The organism is Pseudomonas sp. 8BK (genome assembly GCF_902506475.1).
Lineage (GTDB): Bacteria > Pseudomonadota > Gammaproteobacteria > Pseudomonadales > Pseudomonadaceae > Aquipseudomonas > Aquipseudomonas anguilliseptica.
The window spans coordinates 1,820,922-1,844,678 of the sequence record NZ_LR733252.1 but is presented as its reverse complement, the minus strand read 5'-3'; the positions used below and the strand labels follow the sequence as shown (position 1 = coordinate 1,844,678).

The window sequence follows — 23,757 nt, the reverse complement described above, 5'->3', positions numbered from 1 at the left end:
TGTCTGATCCACATATGAAAACGGCCTGCAGAGCAGGCCGTTGGACACGCACTGAGCAGGTGTTACTTGAGCGCAGCAATCGCGGCGTCGTAGTTCGGCTCGTCAGCAATTTCACCGACCAGCTCGCTGTGCAGCACTTTGTCGTTTTCATCCAGCACCACGACCGCACGGGCAGCCACACCCACCAGCGGGCCGCTGGCAATGGCCACGCCGTAGTTCTGCAGGAAGTCGGCGCCACGCATGGTCGACAGGTTGATCACGTTTTCCAGACCTTCGGCACCGCAGAAACGCGCCTGGGCGAACGGCAGGTCAGTGGAAATGCACAGCACCACGGTGTTGGCCAGCTTGCTGGCACTGGCGTTGAAGGTACGCACGGAGGTGGCGCAGGTTGGGGTATCAACACTTGGGAAAATATTCAGGACTTTGCGCTTGCCGGCCAGGCTGGCCAGGCTCACGTCACTGAGGTCACCGGCAACCAGGCTAAACGCCGGCGCTTGCTGACCAATCTGCGGCAGTTGACCGGTGACTTCAACCGGGGAACCTTTGAGGGTGACTTGTGCCATGGAGACGATCCTTTTCAACGAGATTGGAGAGGGTTAACAAGTAAGGGCGCGAACCCGCCAAATGGCAAGCCCGCGCCCTCTTGAAGGGAGGCAAGCATAGCTGACCAGAAAGTCAGACTACCCTGCCTGCCCAGGCGACACATCAATTTTTTGCGAAGTGATCCTTGGTCAGCTTGACCACGATCGGGCTAAGCAACAGCAGCGACAGCAAGTTAGGAATCGCCATCAGACCGTTGAGGGTATCGGCCACCAACCAGGCGAAGTCCAGCTGGGCAATCGCACCAAACGGCACGGCTACTACCCAGAGGATGCGGAACGGCAGGATCGATTTGGTCCCGACCATATATTCCCAGCACTTCTCGCCGAAGTAGCTCCAGCCGAGGATGGTGGTAAAGGCAAACACCACCAGGGCAATGGTCAGAATATAACCACCAACGCCCGGCATCGCCTGTTCGAAGGCTGCCGCCGACAGCGCTGCACCGCTGGCACCGCTGGTCCACACGCCGGAGGTGATGATCGCCAAGCCAGTCATCGAGCAGATGATGATGGTGTCGATAAAGGTCCCGAGCATACCAATCATCCCCGAACGTACCGGGCTGTTGGTGGTGCCGGCCGCCTGAGCGATACCTGCAGTACCCAGGCCTGCTTCGTTGGAGAAGATACCGCGCGCCACACCAAAACGAATCGCCGCCATCACCGCCGCACCGGCAAAACCACCGGTAGCAGCAATCGGGGTAAAGGCGTAGGTGAAGATCATTTCAAAGGCTTTCGGGATTTCCGCAGCATTGACCACCAGCACCACGAACGCGGCAATGATGTAAGCCACGCACATAAAGGGCACCAGGGTCGCGGCAACTTTACCGATACGCTTGATGCCGCCGAGGATCACCATACCGACAAACAGCATGGTCACCACACCGGTCACCCACAGCGGAATATTGAAGGTGGTGTGCAGGGCTGCGGCCATGCTGTTGACCTGCACCATGTTGCCGATACCGAAGCCGGCAAAGCCGCCGAAGATGGCGAACGCGGTACCCAGCCACAGCCACTTCTTGCCCAGGCCGTTCTTGATCGCGTACATCGGACCGCCGACGTGTTCGCCGCGCTCATCCTTCTCGCGGTAATGCACCGCCAGCACCACTTCGCAGTACTTGGTGGCCATACCGACCAGTGCGGTACACCACATCCAGAACAATGCACCCGGACCGCCGAGGAAGATCGCGGTGGCCACACCGGCGATATTACCGGTACCGACGGTGGCGGCCAGGCAGGTCATCAGCGCCTGGAACGGGCTAATCTCGCCGCTCTCGGCATCGCCTTTCTGGCGGCCTTGCCACATCAGTTTGAAGCCTGCGCCGATCTTGCTCAGCGGCATGAATTTCAGGCGAAACATGAGGAACAGACCGGTGCCGAGAATCAGCACCAGCATGGGCGGGCCCCAGACCACGCCATTGAGTTGATTGACCAGGGTGTTGACGAATTCCATGCTCATTTCCTTATTCTTGTAGTGAACGCGAGGTGGGTAGCCTTCGCTTGTCCGATTGCCGGGTAGGCCTGGCTGTTACACAGAACGCGAGCCGGGTTGGCACGCCTGCAAACAACGGATCGGGCTATACCAGTCAGCACAACGACTGCCCGGTGATCAGCGGCGGTCAGTATATGAAGACTGTGATAGTGGTTTTCACTGTTTAGATTTCAACGCTCAGCCGTTTTGAGCGAGGCGCGCAATTTAAACGCGAATTTAATGGCTTAATCCAGCATTAACCCGCACAAACAGCCCCTAAAAATCGCGCCGGTAGAACAAATCCAGAGAACTGGCCAACCCGCTGGCAGCCTCAAGGTAGAGCCTGCGGCTCAGTTCGTAGCGCAACGCGATGGTATTCGCCGGCTCGAATACCCCCACGCCATAGCGCAGGCTCAAACGCTCGGACAGATTGCCGCTGGCCACCACGCTGGTGGTTACCCCAGAGCCTTGGGTGTCGAGCTGAAAGTCACTGATACCCAGGCCCTGCACGAGGCTATTAACCAGCGGTGCACTGCTGGCCATGCCCAGGGCCAACGCCGCTTGCGCAAGCATATTGTTGTCACCGCCGCCCTGCCCCAGCGGCCGCCCCATAACCAGGTAGGACAATGCCTGTTCCTGGCTCATCGCTGGCTCGGAAAACACCGTGCTGGTCGGTTGCGCCGCATTGCCGCTCAAGCGCAGACCGGCGGTGACATCATCCACCTGACGCACCGCCTCGATATCGAGAAAAGGCTGATCGATGGGCCCGGCAAACAACAGCCGCGCGCGGCGCACATTCAAGCGCTGGCCATAGGCGCGGAAGCGGCCCTTGTTCAGGCTCAGCTCGCCACGAGTGTCCAGATCATTGCCGATATGCACTCGACCAAGCAGCTCGGCGTCCAGGCCAAAGCCGCTAAAGGTCAGGCGCTGTTGACCAACCTCGACATCGATATCCATGGCAATCGCCGTGGCCTGTGGTTCCGTTCTATCGCGACCAATAACCTGAGCGTCACTGGAAACCTGCACGGTTGAGGGCGGCAACTCGCGCACCTCAATCTTGCCGCTGGGGATCAGCACCTTGCCGGCCAGCGACAGCTGCTCATCACGCAGGCTCAAGCGCAGATCCGGCTCGACCTCCAGCGCAGCATAGGGCTCTACCGTGACTGGTAGTCGGTTTCCCCGCAGCTGCATATCGGCCAAGAGCCCAGCGGCCCAGCTCAGCTCGCCATTCAGGCTGCCCTGCCCTTGCTCACCACTGCGCCAGTCGCCTTCCAACTGCAGCTGCTCACCCTCGATGCGCGCCTGCAGTTGCAGCTGCTCGATATTCATCGGCAGCTCAGTGCCGCTTATTTCGCCATTGACCACGCGCAGGTCGCCGTTGATCTGCGGCGCCAACAGCCCACCCGACAAGGTGCCCGTGCCATTCAGCTGCCCGGCGATACGCTCGACCATCGGCACAAACGGGCGAGCCAGCGCCAGGTCCAGGCCATTCAGGCGAAAGTTGCCGGACAGTGGCTTGCTCGCCGGGCGCGGATCAAGCTGAGCCTGCAGCGACAGTTCGCCAATGGCCGGGCCATGTAGTTCCAGCAGGCTATCGATGCGCTGCGGGCGTAACTGCGTACTCAGGCGCAGGCTGTCGTAGGCAAACTCCAGCCACTGCTGCTGATCACGAATGCGCCAGATGCCGCTACCAGCATCCAGCTCCAGGCTGCCATTCGGCCCGCTGGCCGGCAGATCCAGCTGCAGCCGACCATTCAACTCGCCTTGCCAGGCGAAATCCTTGGGCCACAGGGCCGCCAGGCTGTCCATGGGGAAGTTGCTCAGCTGGTAGTTCAGTTTGGGCTGCGGCAGCAGGCGCTGCTCTGTACCACACAGACTGGCATCGCCAGAACGCCAGCAATGCGCGCCTAGGCTGAGCTGCCCGCTGGCCAGCCGCACCAGCGTGGCCGGCTGTTGCAGGCGCCAATCCTGACCGCTGCTTTGTACCTCGCCATGGCTCAGGCTGCCGCGCCAGTTGCCCTTGTCCAGCTTGCCGGCCAGGGCCAGTTGGCTATTCAGCAGCGGGCCTTGCAGTTGCAACTCAAGGCTTTGCTGTTGCTGATCACCGGCGGCCGTGGCATCCAGGCGACCCAGTTGGGTTTCACCCAGCGCAATGCCCACTGCCTGCAGAGTGACCCGGCCGCGCTGGGCGCTGTTCAAACCGGCATCGAGTTTGAGTTGTTGTATGCGTTGTTCTGCAAAGGCCAGGCGCTGGCCTTGCAGTTGCAGCTGGCCTTGCGGTGCTTGCAGATTGCCAGCCAGATCCAGCTGGCCATTGAGCTGCCCCTGCAAACCCGGCCATAGCTGGCCCAGCCGTGGCATCGCCAGGAGCAGCTGACCGCTCAGCTGTTGCTGCAAGGCGGCCTTGCCGCTGATGCTGTTATCCCCCATGCGGATATCCAATGCACTTAGCTCGCCCTGCTCCAGGCCGCCAACGAACTTCGCCAGCAGCTTGGCCGATTGGCCGCGCAAACGACCGCTGAGATCGATATCAGCGGTAAGGTTGAGCTGCTGATTGATCAATCTTCCCGAGCTGTTGAGTGGGCCTGCCAGGCTGCCGGGCAACTCGGCCAGCCAGTAGGCCGGATCGAACTGACTCAACTGCAAACGCACATCCCAGCTCAGCTGCTCGGCAAAACCCAGGCTGACCTGGCCTTCGGCGCGGCCCTGACCGGCGTGCAGGCGCAGCTCGGGCAGATAGAGCTTCTGCAGATCGCCACTGAGCGGGCTTTGCAAGCTAAACGCGCCGGCTGGGCCATCCAGCTCGGCAGCGAAATGCCCGAGGTAGTTGCCATCCTGATAGGCCAGCTCACCCTTTAGCATCCGCAGCGCCACAGGCGCTGGTTCCTCCAGCGGATAGAGGCGCTGCCAAGGGAAGTTCTGCCAGTTGAAGCGGCTGTCCAGGCTCAGGCCCTGCTGCCAGTTCAACTCACCGCTGAGCTGTATCTGCTGTTCAGGTTCGGCGGCCAGGCTCAGATTGCTGATGGTCGCGCCGTCAGCCTTGAGCAGCCCCGCCAACGCCAGGGCAATCGGCCCCTCGGCTGCCGGCAAGCTGGCACTGCCCGTGATCTGATAACCCTCCTGCAGATCGCCTTGGGCATTCAGTTCAAGCTGCTCAAGATCCAAGGTGTCCGGCAACTCAGCGCTGGCCTTGAAGGTCGCTACCTGTATACGCAGTTGCGCCGGCAGGTGCTCCGCCAAAGGCTGCAGCCAACCGCTCAGTTCTCCGGTCAGATAGCCACTGCTGCTGGCCGAGACTTGCACCCGCTCGCGCAGTTCACCTTTGAGCTGCAGAGCCAGCGGCCAGGCCTGCTGCTCGGGCGCTGGTAATTGCAGCTGTCCGCTCAGGTGCAGCGGCCAGCTGCTCGAAGTTTGCAGCTGCCCCTGCAACGCCAGCTGCAGATCGGCAGTGTGCAGGCTGAGGTTATCAACCTGAATACCCTGGGCAGTCCAGCGCGCGGCCAGCTGCAAGCTTTGCATCTGCTCGACACCATTAAGCTGCAGGCTGTCGATCTGCACCTCATTCAGTTGCAGCGCTAGCGGCAGGCTCAGGTCCGGCAGGCTGAACGGCTCGCTGCTGGGCTGCTGATCAGCCGGGAAGACCAGGCTGATCGGCCCGCTGCGCAGTTGCTCGACACATAGGGTCAGGCGCAGCAGACATACAGGCGACCACACCAGGCGAGGCGCCATCACCTGCACGCTGTCATCGCCCTGCTGCCAGCGCAGCTGTGTCGCACTCCAGCTACCGCCCAGACGGCCAGCGAAGTCGTCGACCTGCAAACCCGGCACCTGCGCCAACAACCAGCGGCTGCCACCTTGGGTGCCCAGCAGCAGACTCAGGCTGATGGCCAACACCAGCAGCAGCCCCAGCAGGCTGAACAGACCATAACGCAGCCCGCGCTTCACAGTTCCGGCCCCATGGAGAAATGCAGGCGCACGCCGCCCTGATCATCCAGCGGATGCGCCAGGTCAAGGCGCAGCGGCCCCAATGGCGACACCCAGCGCACACCAAGGCCCACCGCGCTTTTCAGCGAGGGAATCTGCAGCGAATCGAAGGTATTGCCTTGATCGAAGAAACTCGCCAGGCGCCAGCGCTCAGTCAGGCTGTATTGGTATTCCAGGCTGCTGGTAAACAGATAACGCCCGCCAATTTTGTCGCCGGCACGGTTTTCCGGCGACAGGCTCTGGTAGTCATAACCGCGTACGCTCTGATCGCCACCGGCAAAGAAACGCAGCGACGGCGGCACCTTGGAAAACCCGTCGGATTCGGTGCCGCCCACTTGCACCCGGCCCAGCACGCGGTGACGCTGAAAGAGCGTGGTCAGGCCTTTGAGCTGAAGATTGCCGTGCAGCACATTGGCATCAGACAGCAACCCCTTGGCCGCGCCGGACAGATCGAGCTGCAGGCGATAGCCATGGTTGGGGTCGATCTGGTTATCGCTGTGCAGGTAGGAATAGCTCAGGCCCGGCATCAACAGCGTACTGCTGCCGGCATCGTCGCCCAGATCGTACTGTTCGTGCTGCCACTTCAGCGACAGCACGCGCTGCCAACCGCTGTCGAGTTTGCTGTGCCATTCCGGGCCGAAGGTCAGCAGGCGGCTGCTGCTGTCGGTATTGGCCAGGTCTTCGGCCTGATAGCCGCCGGCCACCCGCAGTTTGTCGGTCAATGGCGGATCGAGCGGCACGTCGTACCACAGGCCGACATTCTGCCGCGGCGCCGACAGCTCGAACTCCGCGCCATAGCTATGCCCTTGCGGGTTAGCCCAGTGCCGCGTCCAGTTGGCCCTGCCACGCGGGCCAACGTCAGTGGAAAAACCCAAGCCCAGGCCCATACTGCGCGGTTTGCGCGCCTGCAATTGGACCTGCACCGGAATCTGCTCAGCCACGGCACTGCCAGGGTTGGCGTCCACCTGTACCGACTCGAAATAACCACTGGAGCGCAGCGCCTGATACAGCTCGGCAATCAGCGCCGAGTCATAGGGGGTATCCGCTGGGAACGGCACCATGCGCTGCAGCAATTGCTCATCGAAGGGCGCATCGCCGACAAAACTCACGTCGCCCAGCTGATAACGCGGCCCGCTGAGATAGATCAGCTCGATATCGGCAACCCCGGCCTCGGGGTCAATTGTCAGTCGCTGACGGCTAAAGCGCCCGGCGAAGAAACCATAACGCGAGGCCTGATTCTGAATTTCGCGCTTGGCCGCATCGTAATGCCCGTGATTAAGCTGCGCACCGCGATGCAATTGCGGGTCATTGGGCGTACGAAAGGCGCGCAGTTGCGCAGCGGGCCCTTCGACGCGCACCACCACATCACGCAGACGCACCGGTTCACCTGGCTGAATGCGCACGGTCAGGCGCGGTGTTGCGCCCTCGCTTACCTCGGTGGTGATGTGCGCCTGGTAGTAACCGAGGGCCTGGGCGGCTTTTTCCGCCTGGTTTTCGGCGACCCGACGATAGCGTTGCAAGGCCTCGGCATCGCGCTCGCCCAGACTGCCGATATAGCCCTTGATATTGCCTTTCAGCGCACTGTTGGCCGGTTCAACCCGCACACGCAGCTGTGCTTCGGCCAGGGCCGTAGCGCTCAGTAGCAGAAGAAATAGCCCTGCGAGAAGGTTGGGGAAAACAGGCATGGGGGCGATGCTAGCACGAGCTCAGGGCCGACTTAGAGCACCAGCGCGGGCAAATAGTTGCGACTCGATGTGTCGGCAGACACACCGAGCAGACCGTTTTCAGGCACTGGCCTTGATCGTCAGTTGCGGGCTTGGATGGAAGAACACGTGCTCGATAATCGGGCCGATGGCCACCTCGCCGATTTCTTCGTAACCCTGACGCTTATAGAACTCCAGGTAATGTCCATTACCGGTATCCAGCACCATACCCTGGGAACTGGCGTCTTCGGCGCACCAGTTGTGCAGTGCTTCAAGCAGTTGCTCGCCAAGGTGCTTGCCCTGGTACTGCGGGTGAATGCCCAGTAGCGGCAACACGTGGTACGGCCCTGGCGGCAGGCAAGCGATCACTGCATCGTGATATTCCAGATAGCGCTTGGTGCAGCGAAACCCGGTGGTTAGCAGCATACGCATGCGCCAGCCCCAGCTTTCGGTGATGTCCATGCGTCGCTGCGGCGGGGCGATCAGCGCCATGCCGATCAGGCGGTCGTCGATCAGCAGGCCAATCGCCGGCAGATCCTCGGCAAAGTGCTGCTGCACCAGCTCACGCACCGTGGCGCGTACGCGCTGGTCATAGCCCGGCCGCTCGGCTTCAAACAGGTAGGCAAAGGTGGGGTCGTGGCGGTAGGCGTGATACAGCAGCGAGCGTGCTTCGCGGGCATAGCCACCATCGAGCATACGTACTTCGGCGAGACTGTCAGGCATCTGCGTGACCTCTGTTGTTCTTGATTTACTGGGCCTGCAGCCACGTTAGCACCGCGCACCCAGTGCCGCCACAGGCTGGCCGGCAGGGCCGCTAATCGGCTAGCATCGCGGGCTTTCCAGAGCCACAGCCAGGACTGCCGCCCATGAAGATCGTCTCCTTCAATATCAATGGCCTGCGTGCACGCCCGCATCAACTGGCCGCATTAATCGAGAAACACCAGCCGGATGTTATCGGTCTGCAGGAAACCAAGGTGGCCGACGAGCAGTTCCCCGAGGCGGATATCCGCCAGCTCGGCTACCACGTGCACTACCACGGCCAGAAAGGCCACTACGGCGTCGCCCTGCTCTCGCGCCAGGAACCGCTGAGCCTGCACAAGGGCTTTCCCGGTGATGCCGAAGACGCGCAGCGACGCTTTATCTACGGCACCTTCGCCGATGCCCAGGGCAACCCGGTAACAGTGATGAATGGCTACTTCCCGCAAGGTGAAAGCCGCGACCACCCGACCAAGTTCCCGGCAAAACAGCGCTTCTACGCCGACTTGCAGCAATTGCTGCTCAACCAGTTCAGCCCCGAACAGGCGCTGGTGGTAATGGGCGATATCAATATTTCGCCGGAAGATTGCGACATCGGTATTGGCGAGCCGAACCGCCTGCGTTGGCTGAAAACCGGCAAATGCAGCTTCCTGCCGGAAGAGCGCGAATGGCTGGTCACCCTGAAGAGCTGGGGCCTGGTCGACAGCTTCCGCCACCTCAACCCTACGGTGAATGACCGTTTCAGCTGGTTCGATTACCGCAGCCGCGGTTTCGAGGACGAACCCAAGCGCGGCCTGCGCATCGATGTGATTCTCGCCTCTCAGGCGTTGCAGGCGCGGATCAAGGATGCCGGCGTTGACTACGACCTGCGTGGCATGGAAAAGCCATCGGACCACGCCCCCATCTGGCTTGAACTGGCGCATTAAGCCTGCAATAGAGCCTTCACATAGATAAGTGACTGTCATATTACAGTCACTTTTTTGTCTTATCTTCGCGGCACTTTCACTCACCCATATAAGGTGTTTGCCGCATGCCGCGCGCCTCCTCTGCCTTCGAACGTGATACCTGGATTCGCACCGTCAGCTTTCTGCTGCTCGGCTCCATCTGCTACGCCCTGCCCTGGTCGGTATTCGCCGCCCTGCCCATCCCCAGCGATAGCAGCAGCGTGCTGCGCATTCAGGGCTCCAACACCATCGGCGCGAGGCTTGGCCCTGCACTGGTCATAGGCCTATTCGAAGAACAGGGGCTGAGCGCCATTCGCATCGAAGCTGGCGCGGCGGAAAACGAGCAGAAGATCACCGGTAAAACCGCCGATGGCCGCAGTGTGAGCATTGAAGTGGCGGCCCATGGTTCGGGCACCGGGTTTACCTCATTGGCCGACGGCAGCGCCGAACTGGCCGCTTCGTCCAGGCCGATCAAGGACAGCGAAGCCACCAGTCTGCTGAGCCTGGGCGACCTGAAAAGCGCCAGCGCCGAACAGATCATCGCTCTCGATGGCCTGGCCATTATTCTGCACCCGAGCAACCCGCTCGCCGCACTCAACACCACGCAACTGGCACAGGTATTCGCCGGGGAGATCAACAACTGGGCGCAACTCGGTGCCCCGGCCGGGGCCATCACCTTGTACGCCCGTGATGACAAGTCAGGCACCTTCGACACCTTCAAGGAACTGGTGCTCAGCGCCAACGGCAAAGCCCTGGCCGCCAACGCCAAGCGCTTCGAGTCCAGCGAAAAGCTTTCCGACTCGGTCAGCCAGGATCCTAGCGGCATCGGCTTTATCGGCCTGCCTTATATCCGCCAGGCCAAGGCGGTGGCAATTGCCGCCGGTGACTCACAACCGATGCAACCGAGTCTGACCCTGATCGCCACTGAGGATTACCCGCTGTCGCGTCGACTGTTTCTGTATAACCAGCCGGAGCTGAGCAACCCATGGGGACGGGCACTGGTGAAGTTCGCCCACAGCACGCGCGGCCAGGCGATTGTTGATCAGAACGGTTTTATCGCGCAGACCGTACAGGCGGTGAAAATCCCCGCCAACGTGCAAATGCCGGCGAACTACCAGAATCTAGCGAAGAACGCTCAACGCCTGTCGGTGAACTTCCGCTTTCAGGAAGGCAGCGCCAACCTCGACAACAAGGCCCTGCGTGACCTCAAGCGGTTGATGACCTACCTGCGCGAGCAGGACAAGCTGCGCGACAAGGTGGTGCTGGTGGGCTTCGGCGATGCCAAGGCCGACCCCGCCCGCGCCGAGCTGCTATCGAAACTGCGCGCGATGGCCGTGCGCCGTGAACTGAACAAGGGCGGCGTGATCTTTCGCGACATCATCGGCATGGGTGATGAACTGCCGGTAGCCGCCAACAGCGGCGATGACGGACGGATCAAGAACCGCCGGGTTGAAGTCTGGGTGTACTAAGCCTGCAATCAACCTCACAGAAAACCCGGCGTTGTTTACAGTAATTGCTGCATCAGGCAGTGATTAACAGCGCCGAGTGGCTAAGCTGAACAGACTTTCTCGCCTCTGTTTGAGGTTCTGCCATGCCCGCTATACCTCTGCGGCTGCTCCTGCTGCTGGCTCTGTTGCTCGTACAAAGCGCCCAGGCCGAGGTATTCCACGTGTTTGGTTCACACGATGGCTTCCCCAAGTACTTTGAGGAAGATGGAGAGGCCAAGGGCATTGTCGTCGACATCAGCAAACACTGCCTGAACCAGATGCAGGTGCCCTATCAAATCCAGCTGCTGCCATGGAAACGCGCCTACACCATGGCCGAGCGCAGCGAAGGCGGTGTCATCGGCCTGTCGATCAGTGATGAACGCCTAACTCTGTTCGACTTTTCCGAACCGATCTTCACCGAACATATCGTGCTGGTGGTGCAAAAAGGCCGCGAATTTCCCTACCAGAACATTACCGACCTGAAAGACAAGCTGATCGGCGCCACTATCGGCACCAGCTATGGCACGGCCTATGACGAAGCCGTGGCCAACGGCACCCTGACCATCGTCGGGTTCAACGACACCCGCAGCGGCCTGGGTATGCTGCAGCGTGGTCGAATCGATGCGATCCTGCTCGGTTCAAGCATCGACATCCGCAGGCTCGCCCAGAGCTGGCCTGGCTTGCATCCGGATGCCTTTACCACCTTGCCGGTGCCGTTCAAGAGCGACAGCAAGCACATGGGCATCGCCAAAGCGCTGAAAATGGGCTGGTTTCTGGAGCAGTTCAATCAGTGCCTGAAAAATGGCCACGACACCGGGATTTTTGCCCCGATCATCTACCAGTACAGCAACTGAATCCCCCGCTCCTGCGCTTGCCAAGTTCGCCAGCAAAGCCTATTGCTTAATCAGCGTGACGCCGGGCCCCTCTGGCGGCGAGCCTTCACCGTGATGTCGGAGTCACTGAGTTGATTCTCAACTTAGGCAGACATTCGAGGTGGCTCCATGGATAGCCTGGCAAGCATGCTCACCACTCCATTATTCGGCACCCCTGGCTGGTTCTGGCTGGCCTTTCTACTGATCATCCTCGGTTTGCTGATACTTGACCTCGGCGTGCTGCACCGCGACCAGCATGAAATCGAGATGCGCGAAAGCCTGTTGCTGTACAGCGGCTACTTCGGTGTTGGCATGGCCTTTGGCGGCTGGATCTGGTGGCAGCTGGGGGCAACCAAGGCGCTGGAGTTCTACACCGGTTTTCTGGTTGAGCAATCGCTGTCGATGGACAACGTGTTCGTTATGGCGGTAATTCTCAACTTCTTCGCCATCCCCCGGCGCTACCAGCACCGCGTGCTGTTCTGGGGCATTCTCGGGGTGATCGTGCTGCGCGCAACGATGATTGGCCTGGGCACGGCGCTGGTGCAGAGCTTCGAATGGGTGCTGTACCTGTTTGGCGCGTTTCTGCTGTTTACCGGGGTACGCATGCTTTCTGCTCAGGAAGAACATCACCCTGACCTCGCCCAGAACCGCTTACTGCAATTCCTGCGCAGGCATATCCGGGTGACCGAAGATATGCACGGCGGACGCTTCCTGGTGCGTCAGCCGGATAGAACGTCGGGCAAGCACCTGCTGCATGCCACGCCGCTGCTGCTGGCGCTGGTAGTGATCGAGCTGGCCGACCTGGTTTTTGCCGTGGACAGTGTGCCAGCAGTGCTGGCCATCTCTCAGGACCCTTTTATCGTCTACACCTCGAACATCTTCGCGATTCTCGGCCTGCGCGCGCTCTACTTTGCTCTGGCCGCATTGATGCACCGCTTTATCTACTTGAAGTACGCCCTGGCTCTGGTACTGATGTTTATCGGTGGCAAGATCTTTCTCCACGAAATCATCAAGGTGCCCGCCCTGCTCTCGCTGTGCATGACTCTCGGCTTGCTGGCGGGCGGAGTGATACTGTCTCTGCTGAAAACTCGTACACCCAGGCAGGAGCATTGATCGTTTGAGCTCACCGAGCATCGTTATCGAACCGCTGCTGCAGCGCGGCAAGCTACGCTGGCAAGTGCGCATGGGCAGACGCAGCCTGATTTTTCATCAGGAACAAGCCGCCCGCGCCTTCGCCGCGCAACTGCATATGCGCCTGCTTTGGCTGCAACAGAGCGCCAGTCCGGATGATGAATTTGCCCCGCCGGGAACACCTCATTAGCCACAACGCACAAGGCCCGCATTTGCGGGCCTTGTGCGTTTTCAGTGACGCGTTTTAGCGGCTGGCTTTCATCATTTCTTTCGATACGTACTTGCCGATCTCGAACTTGCCAACGGCCGCGCGATGCACTTCGTCCGGGCCGTCGGCCAGGCGCAGGGTGCGCTGCATGGCATACCAGTAGGCCAGCGGGAAGTCGTTGGACACCCCGGCGCCGCCGTGGATCTGGATCGCGCGGTCGATCACCTTCAGCGCCACGTTCGGTGCAACCACCTTGATCTGGGCGATCTCGCTGGCGGCGATCTTGTTGCCCACGGTGTCCATCATATAAGCCGCATTCAGGGTCAGCAGACGGGCCATATTGATCTCCATGCGCGAGTCGGCGATGTGATCGATATTGCCGCCCAGACGGGCCAGCGGCTTGCCGAAGGCAGTACGGTTGATCGAGCGCTCGCACATCAGCTTCAGCGCGCGCTCAGCCATGCCGATGGAACGCATGCAGTGGTGGATACGGCCTGGGCCAAGACGGCCCTGAGCAATCTCGAATCCACGGCCCTCACCCAGCAGCACGTTCTCGTACGGTACGCGGACGTTTTCGAACAGTACTTCGGCATGGCCGTGTGGCGCGTCGTCGTAGCCAAATACCGGCAGCGGGCGCAGCACTTTCACCCCCGGCGCGTCCATCGGCACCAGAATCATCGAATGCTGAGCATGGCGCGGGCCATCCGGGTTGGTCAGGCCCATGAAAATCATGATCTTGCAGCGTGGATCGCAGGCACCGGATGTCCACCACTTGCGGCCGTTGATCACCCACTCATCGCCCTGGCGTACGGCGCTGGCCTGCATATTGGTGGCATCGGAGGACGCCACGCCTGGCTCGGTCATGGCGAAGGCGGAACGAATGGTGCCGTCCAGCAGCGGCTTGAGCCACTGCTCTTTCTGCGCTTCGTTGGCGTAGCGCACCAGTACTTCCATATTGCCGGTGTCCGGCGCGGCACAGTTGAATGGCTCAGCACCGATCAACGAGCTGCCCATGATTTCCGCCAGCGGCGCATATTCGGTGTTGGTCAGGCCTGCGCCCAACTCGGACTCCGGCAAAAACAGGTTCCACAGGCCTTCGGCTTTGGCCTTGGTTTTCAACTCTTCCATGATCGCAGTGGGCTGCCAGCGGTCGCCTTGATTGACCTGTTGCTCGAACACGGCTTCGGCTGGATAGACATGGGTCTCCATAAACGCGGTGACGCGTTCACGCAGCTGCTGAACCTTGGGGGAGTAGGCGAAATCCATGATGGCTACCTTCTGACGCTGATTTTGGAGGAGTTCGGTGAAGTGGAAATGATGCTAGAACAGGGCTTAGGATTTATCTAATCTATTCTCACCGTGTATAAACATTCATCACCGATATATGATTGATTAGGGTCTGTTGCCGTTTCTTCGCGAGCTGCGTTGCTGCGCAAAATCTCGCCAGGCTAGGCGGAGGACGTAGGTAATGGTTGTTCCCTTGCCAAGTCCTCCAACAACGCATGGCGCGATTTTGCGCGCAACCCGAAGGGCCGGGCCTGTTTTAGCGCGATACTGCGTTTCTCGACACTCATTTGGAACAACCAAACTTCGTGTCTCGTGCCTTGCCTCGCGCTAAAACAGGCTCCGGCGCGGCCGCGAACGAAACGGCAACAGACCCTAATACCGACAACCTGCGGAGCGAGCGTGTAATGAATCTGAACAAGGTCGACCTCAACCTCTTTGTCGTCTTCGATGCCATCTACACCGAGGCCAATCTAACCCGCGCCGGACAGATCGTCGGTATTACCCAGCCAGCCGTTTCCAACGCACTGGCGCGCCTACGGGAAACCTTCAATGACCCACTGTTCGTGCGCACTGCCCAGGGCATGGTGCCCACGCCAATGGCGCAGAACATCATCGGCCCGGTGCGCAACGCGCTGCAGCAGCTGCGTATCTCTGTGCAGGAAAGCCGCATCTTCAACCCGGCCCAGGCCAACAAAACCTTCCGCATCAGCATGACCGACCTCACCGAGGCCATCGTCCTGCCGCCGCTGTTCCAGCGCCTGCGCCGTATGGCGCCCAATGTGAATATCGAAAGCATGCTGGCCCGACGCCGTGAAACCACCAAGGAGCTGGCCGCCGGCCGCCTGGACTTCGCTGTGGACGCGCCGTTGAATACCGACCCGCAGGTGCGCCACGTCAAACTGATGGAAGACCGCTATGTCTGCGCAATGCGCCGCGGCCATCCGCTGGCCAAGGACAAGATCACTCTGGATGAATACATGGGCCTGACCCACATCCATATCTCCAGCCGCCGCAGCGGTCTCGGTCACGTTGATCTGGCCCTCGGCCGTATGGGTATTCAGCGCAAGATCGCCCTGCGCTCGCAGCATTACCTGATGGCCACCACCGTGCTGCAAGGCACCGACATGGCCATGACCGTACCGGAGCGCTTTGCCCGCCGTAATGACCTGCATTTTGTTGAACTGCCAGTCAAAGACATGACTCCATTGGAGACCCATCTCTACTGGCACGAAAGCACCGACCAAGACCCGGCCAACCGCTGGATGCGCGAACAGATCATCGAGATTTCCCAGCAGGCCACGGCCCAGGAAAAGAAAACCCTGAAAACCCAGGCCTGAGCCTTCGGATAGCACAACATGTCACTCAAGGTTCTATTCATCTGCGCCAAGAACCGCCTGCGCAGCCCCACCGCCGAACAGGTTTTCGCCAATTGGCCTGGGGTTGAAACAGCCTCGGCCGGGGTCAACCGCGATGCCGACAACCCAGTCAACCCGGAACTGCTGGAGTGGGCCGAGTTGATCCTGGTGATGGAAAGCCGCCATCGGCGCAAGCTGGCCGAGAAATTCCGCCGCCAGCTTGGCAACAAGCCTATCTACAGCCTGAATATCCCCGACGATTACGCGTTTATGGACCCCGCGCTGGTGCAAGTGCTGCAACAGCGTGTACCTCCCTACCTTTCTAGATAAGCGCTGCAAGCCTTTATCGGATAACAGTTTTCAGCTCATAAACCCCTATCAGGTTTGATCAGCCTGATAACGCTGCACGCGCTCTGGTTGACTACAGGCTCCGGCAAGCTTACGTTAACGTAAAGGTAAACAAGAGCGCTGCCGTATGTCCGCCACCACCTATTCCATTTCCGAACTGGCCCGCGAGCTGGATATCACCACCCGCGCCATTCGCTTTTACGAAGAACAGCAGATGCTCAGCCCCGAGCGCCGCGGCCAGGAGCGTATCTACACCGCCAAGGACAAGGTCACCCTCAAGCTGATCCTGCGCGGCAAGCGCATCGGTTTCTCGCTCGCCGAGTGCAAGGAACTGATCGAGCTGTACGACCCGGTGCACGGTAATCACAAGCAGCTGCACACCTTTATGGCCAAGATCGCCGAGCGTCGCGCCCAGTTGCAGCAACAACTGCTGGACATCGAACAGATGCAACTTGAGCTGGATACCGCCGAAGAGCGCTGCCTAGCGGCTTTAGCTGAAACCGATAAAAAACAAACTGTTATCTCCTGAACTTAATTCGAACAATTACAGGTGGAACCATGAGCTATCCAACCCTCAACTTCGGTCTCGGCGAGACCATCGACATGCTGCGCGACTCGGTCTACCAGTTCGCCCAGGCCGAGCTGGCACCGCGTGCGGCGCAGATCGACCGTGATAACGAGTTCCCCATGGACATGTGGCGCAAGTTTGGCGACATGGGCCTGCTCGGCATGACCGTGGAAGAGGAATACGGCGGCACCAACATGGGTTACTTGGCCCACGTGGTGGCCATGGAAGAGATCAGCCGTGCCTCGGCTTCGGTCGGTCTGTCCTACGGCGCCCACTCCAACCTGTGTCTGAACCAGATTCGCAAGAACGGCAGCCACGAACAGAAAGCCAAGTACCTGCCCAAGCTGTGCTCCGGCGAGCATGTCGGCGCCCTGGCCATGAGCGAGCCGAATGCCGGCTCCGACGTGGTGTCGATGAAGCTGCGCGCCGAGAAGCGCGGTGACCGCTACGTTCTCAACGGCAACAAGATGTGGATCACCAACGGCCCGGATGCCAACACCTACGTGATCTACGCCAAGACCGACATCAACGCCGGTTCGCGCGGCATGACCGCGTTTATCGTCGAGCGTGACTACAAGGGCTTCTCCCGCCACCAGAAGCTGGACAAGCTGGGCATGCGCGGCTCCAACACCTGCGAGCTGGTGTTCGAGGACTGCGAAGTGCCGGAGGAGAACATCCTCGGCGCAGAAGGCGCTGGCGTGCGCGTGCTGATGAGCGGCCTGGACTACGAGCGCACCGTGCTCTCCGGCGGCCCGACCGGGATCATGAGCGCCTGCATGGACGTGGTGCTGCCTTACGTGCACGAACGTCAGCAGTTCAAGCAGTCGATCGGCGAGTTCCAGCTAGTGCAGGGCAAGCTGGCCGACATGTACGCCGGCATGAACGCCTCCAAGTCCTACCTGTACACCGTGGCCAAGGCCTGCGACCGCGGCGAGGAATCGCGTAAAGATGCCGCTGCAGTGATCCTCTACACCGCCGAAATGGCCACCAAGATGGCCCTCGACACCATCCAGCTGCTCGGTGGTAACGGCTACACCAACGAGTACCCGGCCGGCCGCCTGCTGCGCGACGCCAAGCTCTATGAGATCGGCGCCGGCACCAGCGAAATCCGCCGCATGCTGATCGGCCGCGAGCTGTTTAACGAAACCAAATAAGGCGTTTGCCTACGTAGGGTGGAAAACCGCGAAGCGTTTTCCACCAATGCCGGTGGATGGATAAAGCGCCATCCACCCTACGGATTGAACCGGAGCCAACTCGATGGCCATTCTGCACACCCATATCAACACCCGTTCGCCGGAGTTCGCTGCTAATAGCGCGGCCATGCTGAGCCAAGTGAACGACCTGCGCGCCCTACTCGCCCGTGTTCATGAAGGCGGCGGCGCCAAGGCCCAGGAACGCCATATATCGCGCGGCAAACTGCTGCCCCGTGAACGGATCAATCGCCTGCTGGATCTCGGCTCGCCGTTTCTCGAAATCGGCCAGTTGGCTGCCTATGAGGTATACGGTGAAGAGGTACCGGCGGCTGGCGTGGTGGCCGGTATCGGCCGGGTCGAGGGTGTGGAATGCATGATCGTGGCCAACGACGCCACGGTCAAAGGCGGCAGCTACTACCCGCTGACCGTGAAGAAGCACCTGCGCGCGCAAACCATCGCCCAGCAGAACCGCCTGCCGTGCATCTACCTGGTCGACTCCGGCGGTGCCAACCTGCCGCGCCAGGATGAGGTATTCCCGGATCGCGAGCATTTCGGCCGAATCTTCTTCAACCAGGCCAATATGAGCGCCATGGGCATCCCGCAGATCGCCGTGGTCATGGGTTCCTGCACCGCTGGCGGGGCCTATGTGCCCGCTATGGCCGATGAAGCCATCATGGTGCGCAACCAGGCGACTATCTTTCTCGCCGGGCCACCGCTGGTAAAAGCCGCCACCGGTGAGGTGGTCAGCGCCGAGGAATTGGGCGGGGCCGATGTGCACTGCAAAACCAGCGGCGTGGCCGACCATTACGCCGACAACGACGAACACGCCCTGGCCCTGGCCCGCCGCTCGATCGCCAACCTCAACTGGCGCAAGCTGGGCGTGCTGAACAGCCTGGCGCCAATCAACCCGCTGTATAGCGGCGAAGAGCTGTACGGGGTGATCCCGGCGGACGCCAAGCAGCCCTTTGATGTGCGCGAAGTGATCGCTCGTATCGTCGATGGCAGCGTATTCGATGAGTTCAAGGCGCTGTTTGGCACCACCCTGATCTGCGGCTTTGCGCATATCCACGGTTATCCGGTGGCGATCCTCGCCAATAACGGGATTTTGTTCGCTGAATCGGCGCAGAAAGGCGCGCACTTTATCGAACTGGCCTGCCAGCGCGGCATTCCGCTGCTGTTCCTGCAGAACATCACCGGCTTTATGGTCGGGCAGAAGTACGAAGCCGGCGGCATCGCCAAGCATGGGGCCAAACTGGTCAACGCCGTGGCCTGCGCCAAGGTGCCGAAATTCACCGTAATCATCGGCGGCAGCTTCGGCGCCGGTAACTACGGCATGTGCGGCCGCGCCTACGACCCACGTTTCCTGTGGATGTGGCCAAACGCACGGATCGGCGTAATGGGTGCCGAACAGGCCGCAGGCGTACTGGTGCAGGTCAAACACGAACAGGCCGCCCGCGTCGGGCAGAGTTTTTCGGCTGAAGATGAAGCTGCACTCAAGCAGCCAATCCTCGAACAGTACGAGCGCCAGGGCCACCCCTACTACTCCAGTGCGCGGCTGTGGGACGACGGCGTCATCGACCCGGCGCAAACCCGAGACGTACTGGGCCTGGCGCTGTCCGCCAGCCTTAACGCGCCGATCGAGCCAAGCACTTTTGGCGTGTTCCGCATGTGATTCGTGGGAGGGGCTTTAGCCGCGATGCTTTTCGCCTTGTCGCGGCTAAAGCCCCTCCCACAGAGCTAACTCATTTTTCGAGTCGAACACCATGACCGACTTCAACACCCTCGAACTGCAAACAGACCCACGCGGCTTTGCCACCCTCTGGCTTAACCGCGCGGACAAGAACAACGCCTTTAACGCCGAAATGATCCGCGAGCTGATTCTCGCCCTCGACGAGGTGATGGCCGACAAAAGCCTGCGCTTCCTGCTGCTACGCGGCCGTGGCAAGCACTTTTCTGCTGGCGCCGATCTGGCCTGGATGCAGCATGCGGCGACCCTGGACTACACCGCCAACCTCGCTGATTCACGTGAGTTGGCCGAGCTGATGCACAACCTCTATCAGCTGAAGATCCCCACCCTGGCCGTGGTGCAAGGCGCCGCTTTCGGTGGAGCACTGGGCCTGATCAGCTGCTGCGATATGGCCATCGGCGCCGTTGATGCCCAACTGTGCCTGTCCGAAGTGCGCATCGGCCTGGCACCAGCGGTGATCAGCCCCTTTGTCGTGCAGGCCATCGGTGAACGCGCGGCGCGGCGCTATGCCCTGACGGCCGAGCGCTTTAGCGGCGAACGCGCCCAGGAGCTGGGGCTGTTCGCCGAATGCTACCCGGCAGAGCAACTCGATGGCGCGGTAAACACCTGGGTCGACAACCTGCTGCTCAATAGCCCGCAAGCCATGCTGGCGAGCAAGGATCTGTTGCGCGAAGTCGGCAGCGGCGTACTCACGCCGGCGCTGCGTCGTTATACCGAGAACGCCATCGCCCGTATCCGCGTCAGCCCCGAAGGTCAGGAAGGTCTGCGGGCATTCCTGGACAAACGTCAGCCCGCCTGGCAGGAGCCACAAGCATGAGCCTTAAGCCTATCGACACCCTGCTGGTGGCCAACCGTGGCGAGATCGCCTGCCGGGTGATGCGCACAGCCAAGACCATGGGTATCCAGACCGTTGCGGTACACAGCGCTATCGACGCTGGCGCGCGCCATGTGCGCGAAGCCGATCTGGCGGTGAATCTCGGCGGCGCCAAGCCGGCGGACAGTTACCTGCGGATCGACGCGCTGATCGCTGCGGCCAAGGCCAGCGGCGCCCAGGCCATCCACCCAGGCTATGGCTTTCTCTCGGAAAACGCCGGCTTTGCCCGTGCCATCGAAGCCGCCGGATTGATCTTTCTCGGCCCGCCCGCCTCGGCCATCGACGCCATGGGCAGCAAATCCGCCGCCAAAGCACTGATGGAAGCGGCCGGCGTGCCACTGGTGCCGGGTTATCACGGCGAAGCACAGGATGTGGAAACCTTTCGTAGCGCCTCAAACACAATCGGCTACCCGGTGCTGCTCAAGGCGGCGGCCGGCGGTGGCGGCAAGGGCATGAAGGTGGTCGAGGTTGAGGGCGAACTGGCCGAGGCCCTGGCCAGCGCCCAGCGCGAGGCGCAGTCGTCGTTCGGCGACTCACGCATGCTGGTAGAAAAGTACGTACTCAAGCCGCGCCATGTGGAAATCCAGGTGTTCGCCGACCAGCATGGCAATTGCCTGTACCTGAATGAGCGCGACTGCTCGATCCAGCGTCGCCACCAGAAGGTCGTCGAAGAAGCCCCTGCGCCGGGCCTGTCGCCAGAGCTGCGCCGCGCCATGGGCGAGTCAGCGGTCAAGGCCGCCCAGGCTATCGGTTATGTCGGCGCCGGCACCGTGGAGTTTCTGCTGGATGATCGCGGCGACTTCTTCTTTATGGAGATGAACACCCGCCTGCAGGTCGAACACCCGGTTACCGAGCTGATCACCGGACTGGATCTGGTCGCCTGGCAGATCCGCGTTGCCCGTGGCGAGCCACTGCCGTTGACACAAGATCAGGTGCCGCTTATCGGCCACGCTATCGAGGTGCGCCTGTATGCAGAAGACCCGGACAACGACTTTCTGCCGGCCACCGGCACCCTGGCGCTGTACCGCGAAGCCACTCCCGGCCCGGGTCGCCGAGTCGATAGCGGCGTAGCAGAAAGCGATGAAGTCTCGCCCTTCTATGACCCGATGCTCGGCAAGCTGATTGCCTGGGGCGAAAACCGCGAAGAGGCGCGTCTGCGCCTGCTGGCCATGCTTAAGGAAACCTGCGTGGGCGGCGTTAAAACCAACCTGGCCTTTCTCAGCCGTGTTTTAGCCCACCCGGCCTTTGCCAATGCCGAGCTGGATACCGGCTTTATTCCGCGTCACGAAGCTCAGTTGCTGCCTCCGGAAACCGATTTACCGACCGAATTCTGGCACCTGGCTGCCGAGGCTTTTGTGCAAAGCGAGGCAACCCAGCCGCGCCCTGATGACCGGCATTCCCCCTGGGCTATCAATAATGGCCTGCGCCTGGGGCTACCAGCGGAGACCGACCTGCACCTGGCCTGCCACGGCGAGCGCCAGGTGGTACTTCTGCGCCCAAGTGCCCAATCGACTGTACAACTACATGGCGAATGCCTGCTGATTGAACACAACGGGCTACGCCAGCAGCATCTAGCGATTCGCCGGGGAGACAGCCTCTATCTGCACTATGCCGGCGAGCTGCGCAGCATTCAGCGCGTGGACCCTATTGCCGAAGTCGAAGCCAGCCATCAGCATCATGGCGGCCTGACCGCCCCCATGAACGGCAGTATCGTCCGGGTGCTAGTCGAGACCGGCCAGCCGGTCGAAGCCGGCACTACGCTGGTGGTACTGGAGGCGATGAAGATGGAGCACAGCATCCGCGCGCCGCAGGCCGGAACGGTCAAGGCCTTGTATTGCCGCGAGGGCGAGATGGTCAGCGAAGGTACAGTGCTGGTGGAGCTGGAAGAAGCCAGCGCATAGATGGATGACCTCTGTGGGAGGGGCTTTAGCCGCGATAACAGCGACAAAACGCTAGCCGCTAAAGCGCCCCCACAGAATAGCCACGTGTAGGGTGGACATCGCTTTTATGTCCACCAGGGCATGCACAGCGAAGGGACTTGGTGGGTGTATAAAGCGACATCCATCCTACAACCACCGCACCTCAAGCAACGCAGGATTGGGTGAGTAGCGCGATACCCATCGAAATAAACAACGAGGCAACGATGAACCTACCCAAACAAGTCCGGCTGGTCGAAGTCGGCCCGCGCGACGGTTTGCAGAATGAGAAACAGCCGATCAGCGTGGCCGACAAGGTACGCCTGGTCGATGATCTGTCTGTCGCTGGCCTCAGCTATATCGAAGTAGGCAGCTTTGTCTCACCCAAGTGGGTGCCGCAGATGGCCGGCAGCGCTGAGGTGTTTGCGCAGATTCAGCAGCTGCCAGGTATTACCTACGCCGCCCTGGCACCTAACCTGAAAGGTTTCGAAGGTGCGCTGCAAGCGGGAGTGCGCGAAGTGGCGGTGTTTGCCGCCGCTTCGGAAGCCTTCTCGCAGAAAAACATCAACTGCTCGATCAGCGAGAGCCTTGAGCGTTTTGTCCCGGTAATGGACGCAGCCAAGCAGCATGGCATTCGCGTGCGCGGTTATGTGTCCTGCGTGCTGGGCTGCCCGTATGACGGCTTTGTGCCGCCCGAACAGGTCGCCAGCGTGGCCCGCGAGCTTTACGCCATGGGCTGCTACGAGGTGTCCCTGGGCGACACCATCGGGGCCGGTACCGCTGGGGCCACTCGCCACCTGTTCAACGTGGTCGGCCGCGAGGTACCACGCAACCTGCTGGCCGGGCACTTCCATGACACCTATGGACAGGCACTGGCGAATATCTACGCCAGTCTGCTGGAAGGCATCAGCGTATTCGACAGCTCGGTCGCCGGGCTGGGCGGTTGCCCTTACGCCAAAGGGGCCACCGGCAATGTCGCAACCGAAGATGTGCTGTACCTACTTGAGGGCCTGGGCATCGAAACCGGCATTGATATGAACAAGCTGATCGCAGCCGGCCAGCGCATTTGTGCGGTACTGGACAAACCCAATGGTTCGCGAGTGGCGCGGGCCAGACTGGCCAGTGCCTAGCGGCAGGCAGTGCGTAAGGTTTTGTTTACGCACTGTAAAGTACACGCCTCAGGCTGACGGCCTATTGCCTGAGGGCGGTGCAAAGTGACTACAGCTACAGCTGATACTGATCAAAACAGCGCAGCAACTGCTCGACGCAAGCCCGCCGCCAGTCAGTAGGCTTGCCGCACCAAGCCGGCTAACAATG

The 23,757-nt window shown here is 60.8% G+C and carries 19 protein-coding genes; 13 read left to right on the top strand and 6 right to left on the bottom strand.

The window, feature by feature from the left end; translation table 11 throughout:
• Positions 1-62: 62 nt before the first annotated feature.
• The 5 genes from tpx to ACIN8IBEIGE_RS08390 all read right to left on the bottom strand — a co-directional run bounded on the left by tpx (position 63) and on the right by ACIN8IBEIGE_RS08390 (position 8,477).
• A complete protein-coding gene (gene tpx / locus ACIN8IBEIGE_RS08410) occupies positions 63-563 on the bottom strand; it encodes a thiol peroxidase (protein WP_160014243.1) in 501 nt (166 codons plus the stop codon).
• 142 nt (positions 564-705) lie between these two features.
• Complete coding sequence (locus tag ACIN8IBEIGE_RS08405; protein WP_160014242.1) at positions 706-2,049, bottom strand: sodium:alanine symporter family protein; 1,344 nt, start codon at positions 2,047-2,049, stop codon at positions 706-708.
• A 294-nt stretch (positions 2,050-2,343) separates the two neighbouring features.
• The gene (locus tag ACIN8IBEIGE_RS08400; RefSeq protein ID WP_160014241.1) at positions 2,344-6,012 is read right to left on the bottom strand and encodes a translocation/assembly module TamB domain-containing protein; all 3,669 of its coding nucleotides are present in this window, start codon (positions 6,010-6,012) and stop codon (positions 2,344-2,346) included.
• Entirely contained in the window at positions 6,009-7,736 is a 1,728-nt protein-coding gene (locus ACIN8IBEIGE_RS08395; RefSeq protein ID WP_160014240.1) for an autotransporter assembly complex family protein, read from the bottom strand. Before ACIN8IBEIGE_RS08395 ends, ACIN8IBEIGE_RS08400 begins: the two co-directional genes overlap by 4 nt.
• A 99-nt stretch (positions 7,737-7,835) precedes the next feature.
• On the bottom strand, positions 7,836-8,477 hold the full coding sequence (locus tag ACIN8IBEIGE_RS08390) for an N-acetyltransferase (protein WP_160014239.1): 642 nt from the start codon (positions 8,475-8,477) through the stop codon (positions 7,836-7,838).
• A gap of 143 nt (positions 8,478-8,620) precedes the next feature.
• Here ACIN8IBEIGE_RS08390 and xthA point away from each other — a divergent pair, with 143 nt between their 5' ends.
• The 5 genes from xthA to ACIN8IBEIGE_RS08365 all read left to right on the top strand — a co-directional run bounded on the left by xthA (position 8,621) and on the right by ACIN8IBEIGE_RS08365 (position 13,134).
• Positions 8,621-9,436: an exodeoxyribonuclease III gene (gene xthA, locus ACIN8IBEIGE_RS08385; RefSeq protein WP_160014238.1), complete on the top strand. Its 816-nt coding sequence runs from the start codon at positions 8,621-8,623 to the stop codon at positions 9,434-9,436.
• 104 nt (positions 9,437-9,540) lie between these two features.
• Complete coding sequence (locus tag ACIN8IBEIGE_RS08380) at positions 9,541-10,923, top strand: substrate-binding domain-containing protein (RefSeq protein WP_160014237.1); 1,383 nt, start codon at positions 9,541-9,543, stop codon at positions 10,921-10,923.
• A 122-nt stretch (positions 10,924-11,045) separates the two neighbouring features.
• Positions 11,046-11,795, top strand: coding sequence for an ABC transporter substrate-binding protein (locus ACIN8IBEIGE_RS08375; RefSeq protein ID WP_160014236.1), 750 nt, complete (start codon positions 11,046-11,048; stop codon positions 11,793-11,795).
• A gap of 147 nt (positions 11,796-11,942) precedes the next feature.
• Positions 11,943-12,926: a TerC family protein gene (locus tag ACIN8IBEIGE_RS08370; RefSeq protein ID WP_160014235.1), complete on the top strand. Its 984-nt coding sequence runs from the start codon at positions 11,943-11,945 to the stop codon at positions 12,924-12,926.
• Positions 12,927-12,930: 4 nt separating this feature from the next.
• Complete coding sequence (locus ACIN8IBEIGE_RS08365) at positions 12,931-13,134, top strand: hypothetical protein (protein WP_160014234.1); 204 nt, start codon at positions 12,931-12,933, stop codon at positions 13,132-13,134.
• 54 nt (positions 13,135-13,188) lie between these two features.
• On the opposite strand, the gene ACIN8IBEIGE_RS08360 is transcribed toward ACIN8IBEIGE_RS08365, so the two are convergent.
• A complete protein-coding gene (locus tag ACIN8IBEIGE_RS08360; protein ID WP_160014233.1) occupies positions 13,189-14,418 on the bottom strand; it encodes an acyl-CoA dehydrogenase in 1,230 nt (409 codons plus the stop codon).
• A gap of 425 nt (positions 14,419-14,843) precedes the next feature.
• On the opposite strand from ACIN8IBEIGE_RS08360, the gene ACIN8IBEIGE_RS08355 reads away from it, so the two are divergent.
• The 8 genes from ACIN8IBEIGE_RS08355 to ACIN8IBEIGE_RS08320 all read left to right on the top strand — a co-directional run bounded on the left by ACIN8IBEIGE_RS08355 (position 14,844) and on the right by ACIN8IBEIGE_RS08320 (position 23,570).
• Positions 14,844-15,776 (top strand): LysR family transcriptional regulator, encoded by a 933-nt coding sequence (locus ACIN8IBEIGE_RS08355; protein ID WP_090386339.1) that lies wholly within the window; start codon positions 14,844-14,846, stop codon positions 15,774-15,776.
• A gap of 18 nt (positions 15,777-15,794) precedes the next feature.
• Positions 15,795-16,124, top strand: coding sequence for a low molecular weight protein tyrosine phosphatase family protein (locus tag ACIN8IBEIGE_RS08350; RefSeq protein WP_160014232.1), 330 nt, complete (start codon positions 15,795-15,797; stop codon positions 16,122-16,124).
• A 145-nt stretch (positions 16,125-16,269) separates the two neighbouring features.
• Positions 16,270-16,671, top strand: coding sequence for a MerR family DNA-binding transcriptional regulator (locus tag ACIN8IBEIGE_RS08345; protein ID WP_090253868.1), 402 nt, complete (start codon positions 16,270-16,272; stop codon positions 16,669-16,671).
• Between the two features lie 29 nt (positions 16,672-16,700).
• Positions 16,701-17,864, top strand: a complete 1,164-nt coding sequence (locus tag ACIN8IBEIGE_RS08340) for an isovaleryl-CoA dehydrogenase (protein ID WP_160014231.1) — start codon at positions 16,701-16,703, stop codon at positions 17,862-17,864.
• Positions 17,865-17,967: 103 nt separating this feature from the next.
• A complete protein-coding gene (locus tag ACIN8IBEIGE_RS08335) occupies positions 17,968-19,575 on the top strand; it encodes a carboxyl transferase domain-containing protein (RefSeq protein ID WP_160014230.1) in 1,608 nt (535 codons plus the stop codon).
• 91 nt (positions 19,576-19,666) lie between these two features.
• Positions 19,667-20,467, top strand: coding sequence for a gamma-carboxygeranoyl-CoA hydratase (locus tag ACIN8IBEIGE_RS08330; RefSeq protein WP_160014229.1), 801 nt, complete (start codon positions 19,667-19,669; stop codon positions 20,465-20,467).
• Positions 20,464-22,425: an acetyl/propionyl/methylcrotonyl-CoA carboxylase subunit alpha gene (locus ACIN8IBEIGE_RS08325; protein WP_160014228.1), complete on the top strand. Its 1,962-nt coding sequence runs from the start codon at positions 20,464-20,466 to the stop codon at positions 22,423-22,425. The genes ACIN8IBEIGE_RS08330 and ACIN8IBEIGE_RS08325 overlap by 4 nt, the downstream gene beginning before the upstream one ends.
• A gap of 242 nt (positions 22,426-22,667) precedes the next feature.
• The gene (locus tag ACIN8IBEIGE_RS08320) at positions 22,668-23,570 is read left to right on the top strand and encodes a hydroxymethylglutaryl-CoA lyase (RefSeq protein WP_160014227.1); all 903 of its coding nucleotides are present in this window, start codon (positions 22,668-22,670) and stop codon (positions 23,568-23,570) included.
• Positions 23,571-23,757 lie beyond the last annotated feature (187 nt).

Bases quoted from the DNA above. Each gene is read 5' to 3' on its own strand.
- tpx (WP_160014243.1), bottom strand. From the start codon at position 563: ATGGCACAAGTCACCCTCAAAGGTTCCCCGGTTGAAGTCACCGGTCAA.
- ACIN8IBEIGE_RS08405 (WP_160014242.1), bottom strand. From the start codon at position 2,049: ATGGAATTCGTCAACACCCTGGTCAATCAACTCAATGGCGTGGTCTGG.
- ACIN8IBEIGE_RS08395 (WP_160014240.1), bottom strand. From the start codon at position 7,736: ATGCCTGTTTTCCCCAACCTTCTCGCAGGGCTATTTCTTCTGCTACTG.
- ACIN8IBEIGE_RS08390 (WP_160014239.1), bottom strand. From the start codon at position 8,477: ATGCCTGACAGTCTCGCCGAAGTACGTATGCTCGATGGTGGCTATGCC.
- xthA (WP_160014238.1), top strand. From the start codon at position 8,621: ATGAAGATCGTCTCCTTCAATATCAATGGCCTGCGTGCACGCCCGCAT.
- ACIN8IBEIGE_RS08380 (WP_160014237.1), top strand. From the start codon at position 9,541: ATGCCGCGCGCCTCCTCTGCCTTCGAACGTGATACCTGGATTCGCACC.
- ACIN8IBEIGE_RS08375 (WP_160014236.1), top strand. From the start codon at position 11,046: ATGCCCGCTATACCTCTGCGGCTGCTCCTGCTGCTGGCTCTGTTGCTC.
- ACIN8IBEIGE_RS08370 (WP_160014235.1), top strand. From the start codon at position 11,943: ATGGATAGCCTGGCAAGCATGCTCACCACTCCATTATTCGGCACCCCT.
- ACIN8IBEIGE_RS08360 (WP_160014233.1), bottom strand. From the start codon at position 14,418: ATGGATTTCGCCTACTCCCCCAAGGTTCAGCAGCTGCGTGAACGCGTC.
- ACIN8IBEIGE_RS08355 (WP_090386339.1), top strand. From the start codon at position 14,844: ATGAATCTGAACAAGGTCGACCTCAACCTCTTTGTCGTCTTCGATGCC.
- ACIN8IBEIGE_RS08350 (WP_160014232.1), top strand. From the start codon at position 15,795: ATGTCACTCAAGGTTCTATTCATCTGCGCCAAGAACCGCCTGCGCAGC.
- ACIN8IBEIGE_RS08345 (WP_090253868.1), top strand. From the start codon at position 16,270: ATGTCCGCCACCACCTATTCCATTTCCGAACTGGCCCGCGAGCTGGAT.
- ACIN8IBEIGE_RS08340 (WP_160014231.1), top strand. From the start codon at position 16,701: ATGAGCTATCCAACCCTCAACTTCGGTCTCGGCGAGACCATCGACATG.
- ACIN8IBEIGE_RS08335 (WP_160014230.1), top strand. From the start codon at position 17,968: ATGGCCATTCTGCACACCCATATCAACACCCGTTCGCCGGAGTTCGCT.
- ACIN8IBEIGE_RS08330 (WP_160014229.1), top strand. From the start codon at position 19,667: ATGACCGACTTCAACACCCTCGAACTGCAAACAGACCCACGCGGCTTT.
- ACIN8IBEIGE_RS08325 (WP_160014228.1), top strand. From the start codon at position 20,464: ATGAGCCTTAAGCCTATCGACACCCTGCTGGTGGCCAACCGTGGCGAG.
- ACIN8IBEIGE_RS08320 (WP_160014227.1), top strand. From the start codon at position 22,668: ATGAACCTACCCAAACAAGTCCGGCTGGTCGAAGTCGGCCCGCGCGAC.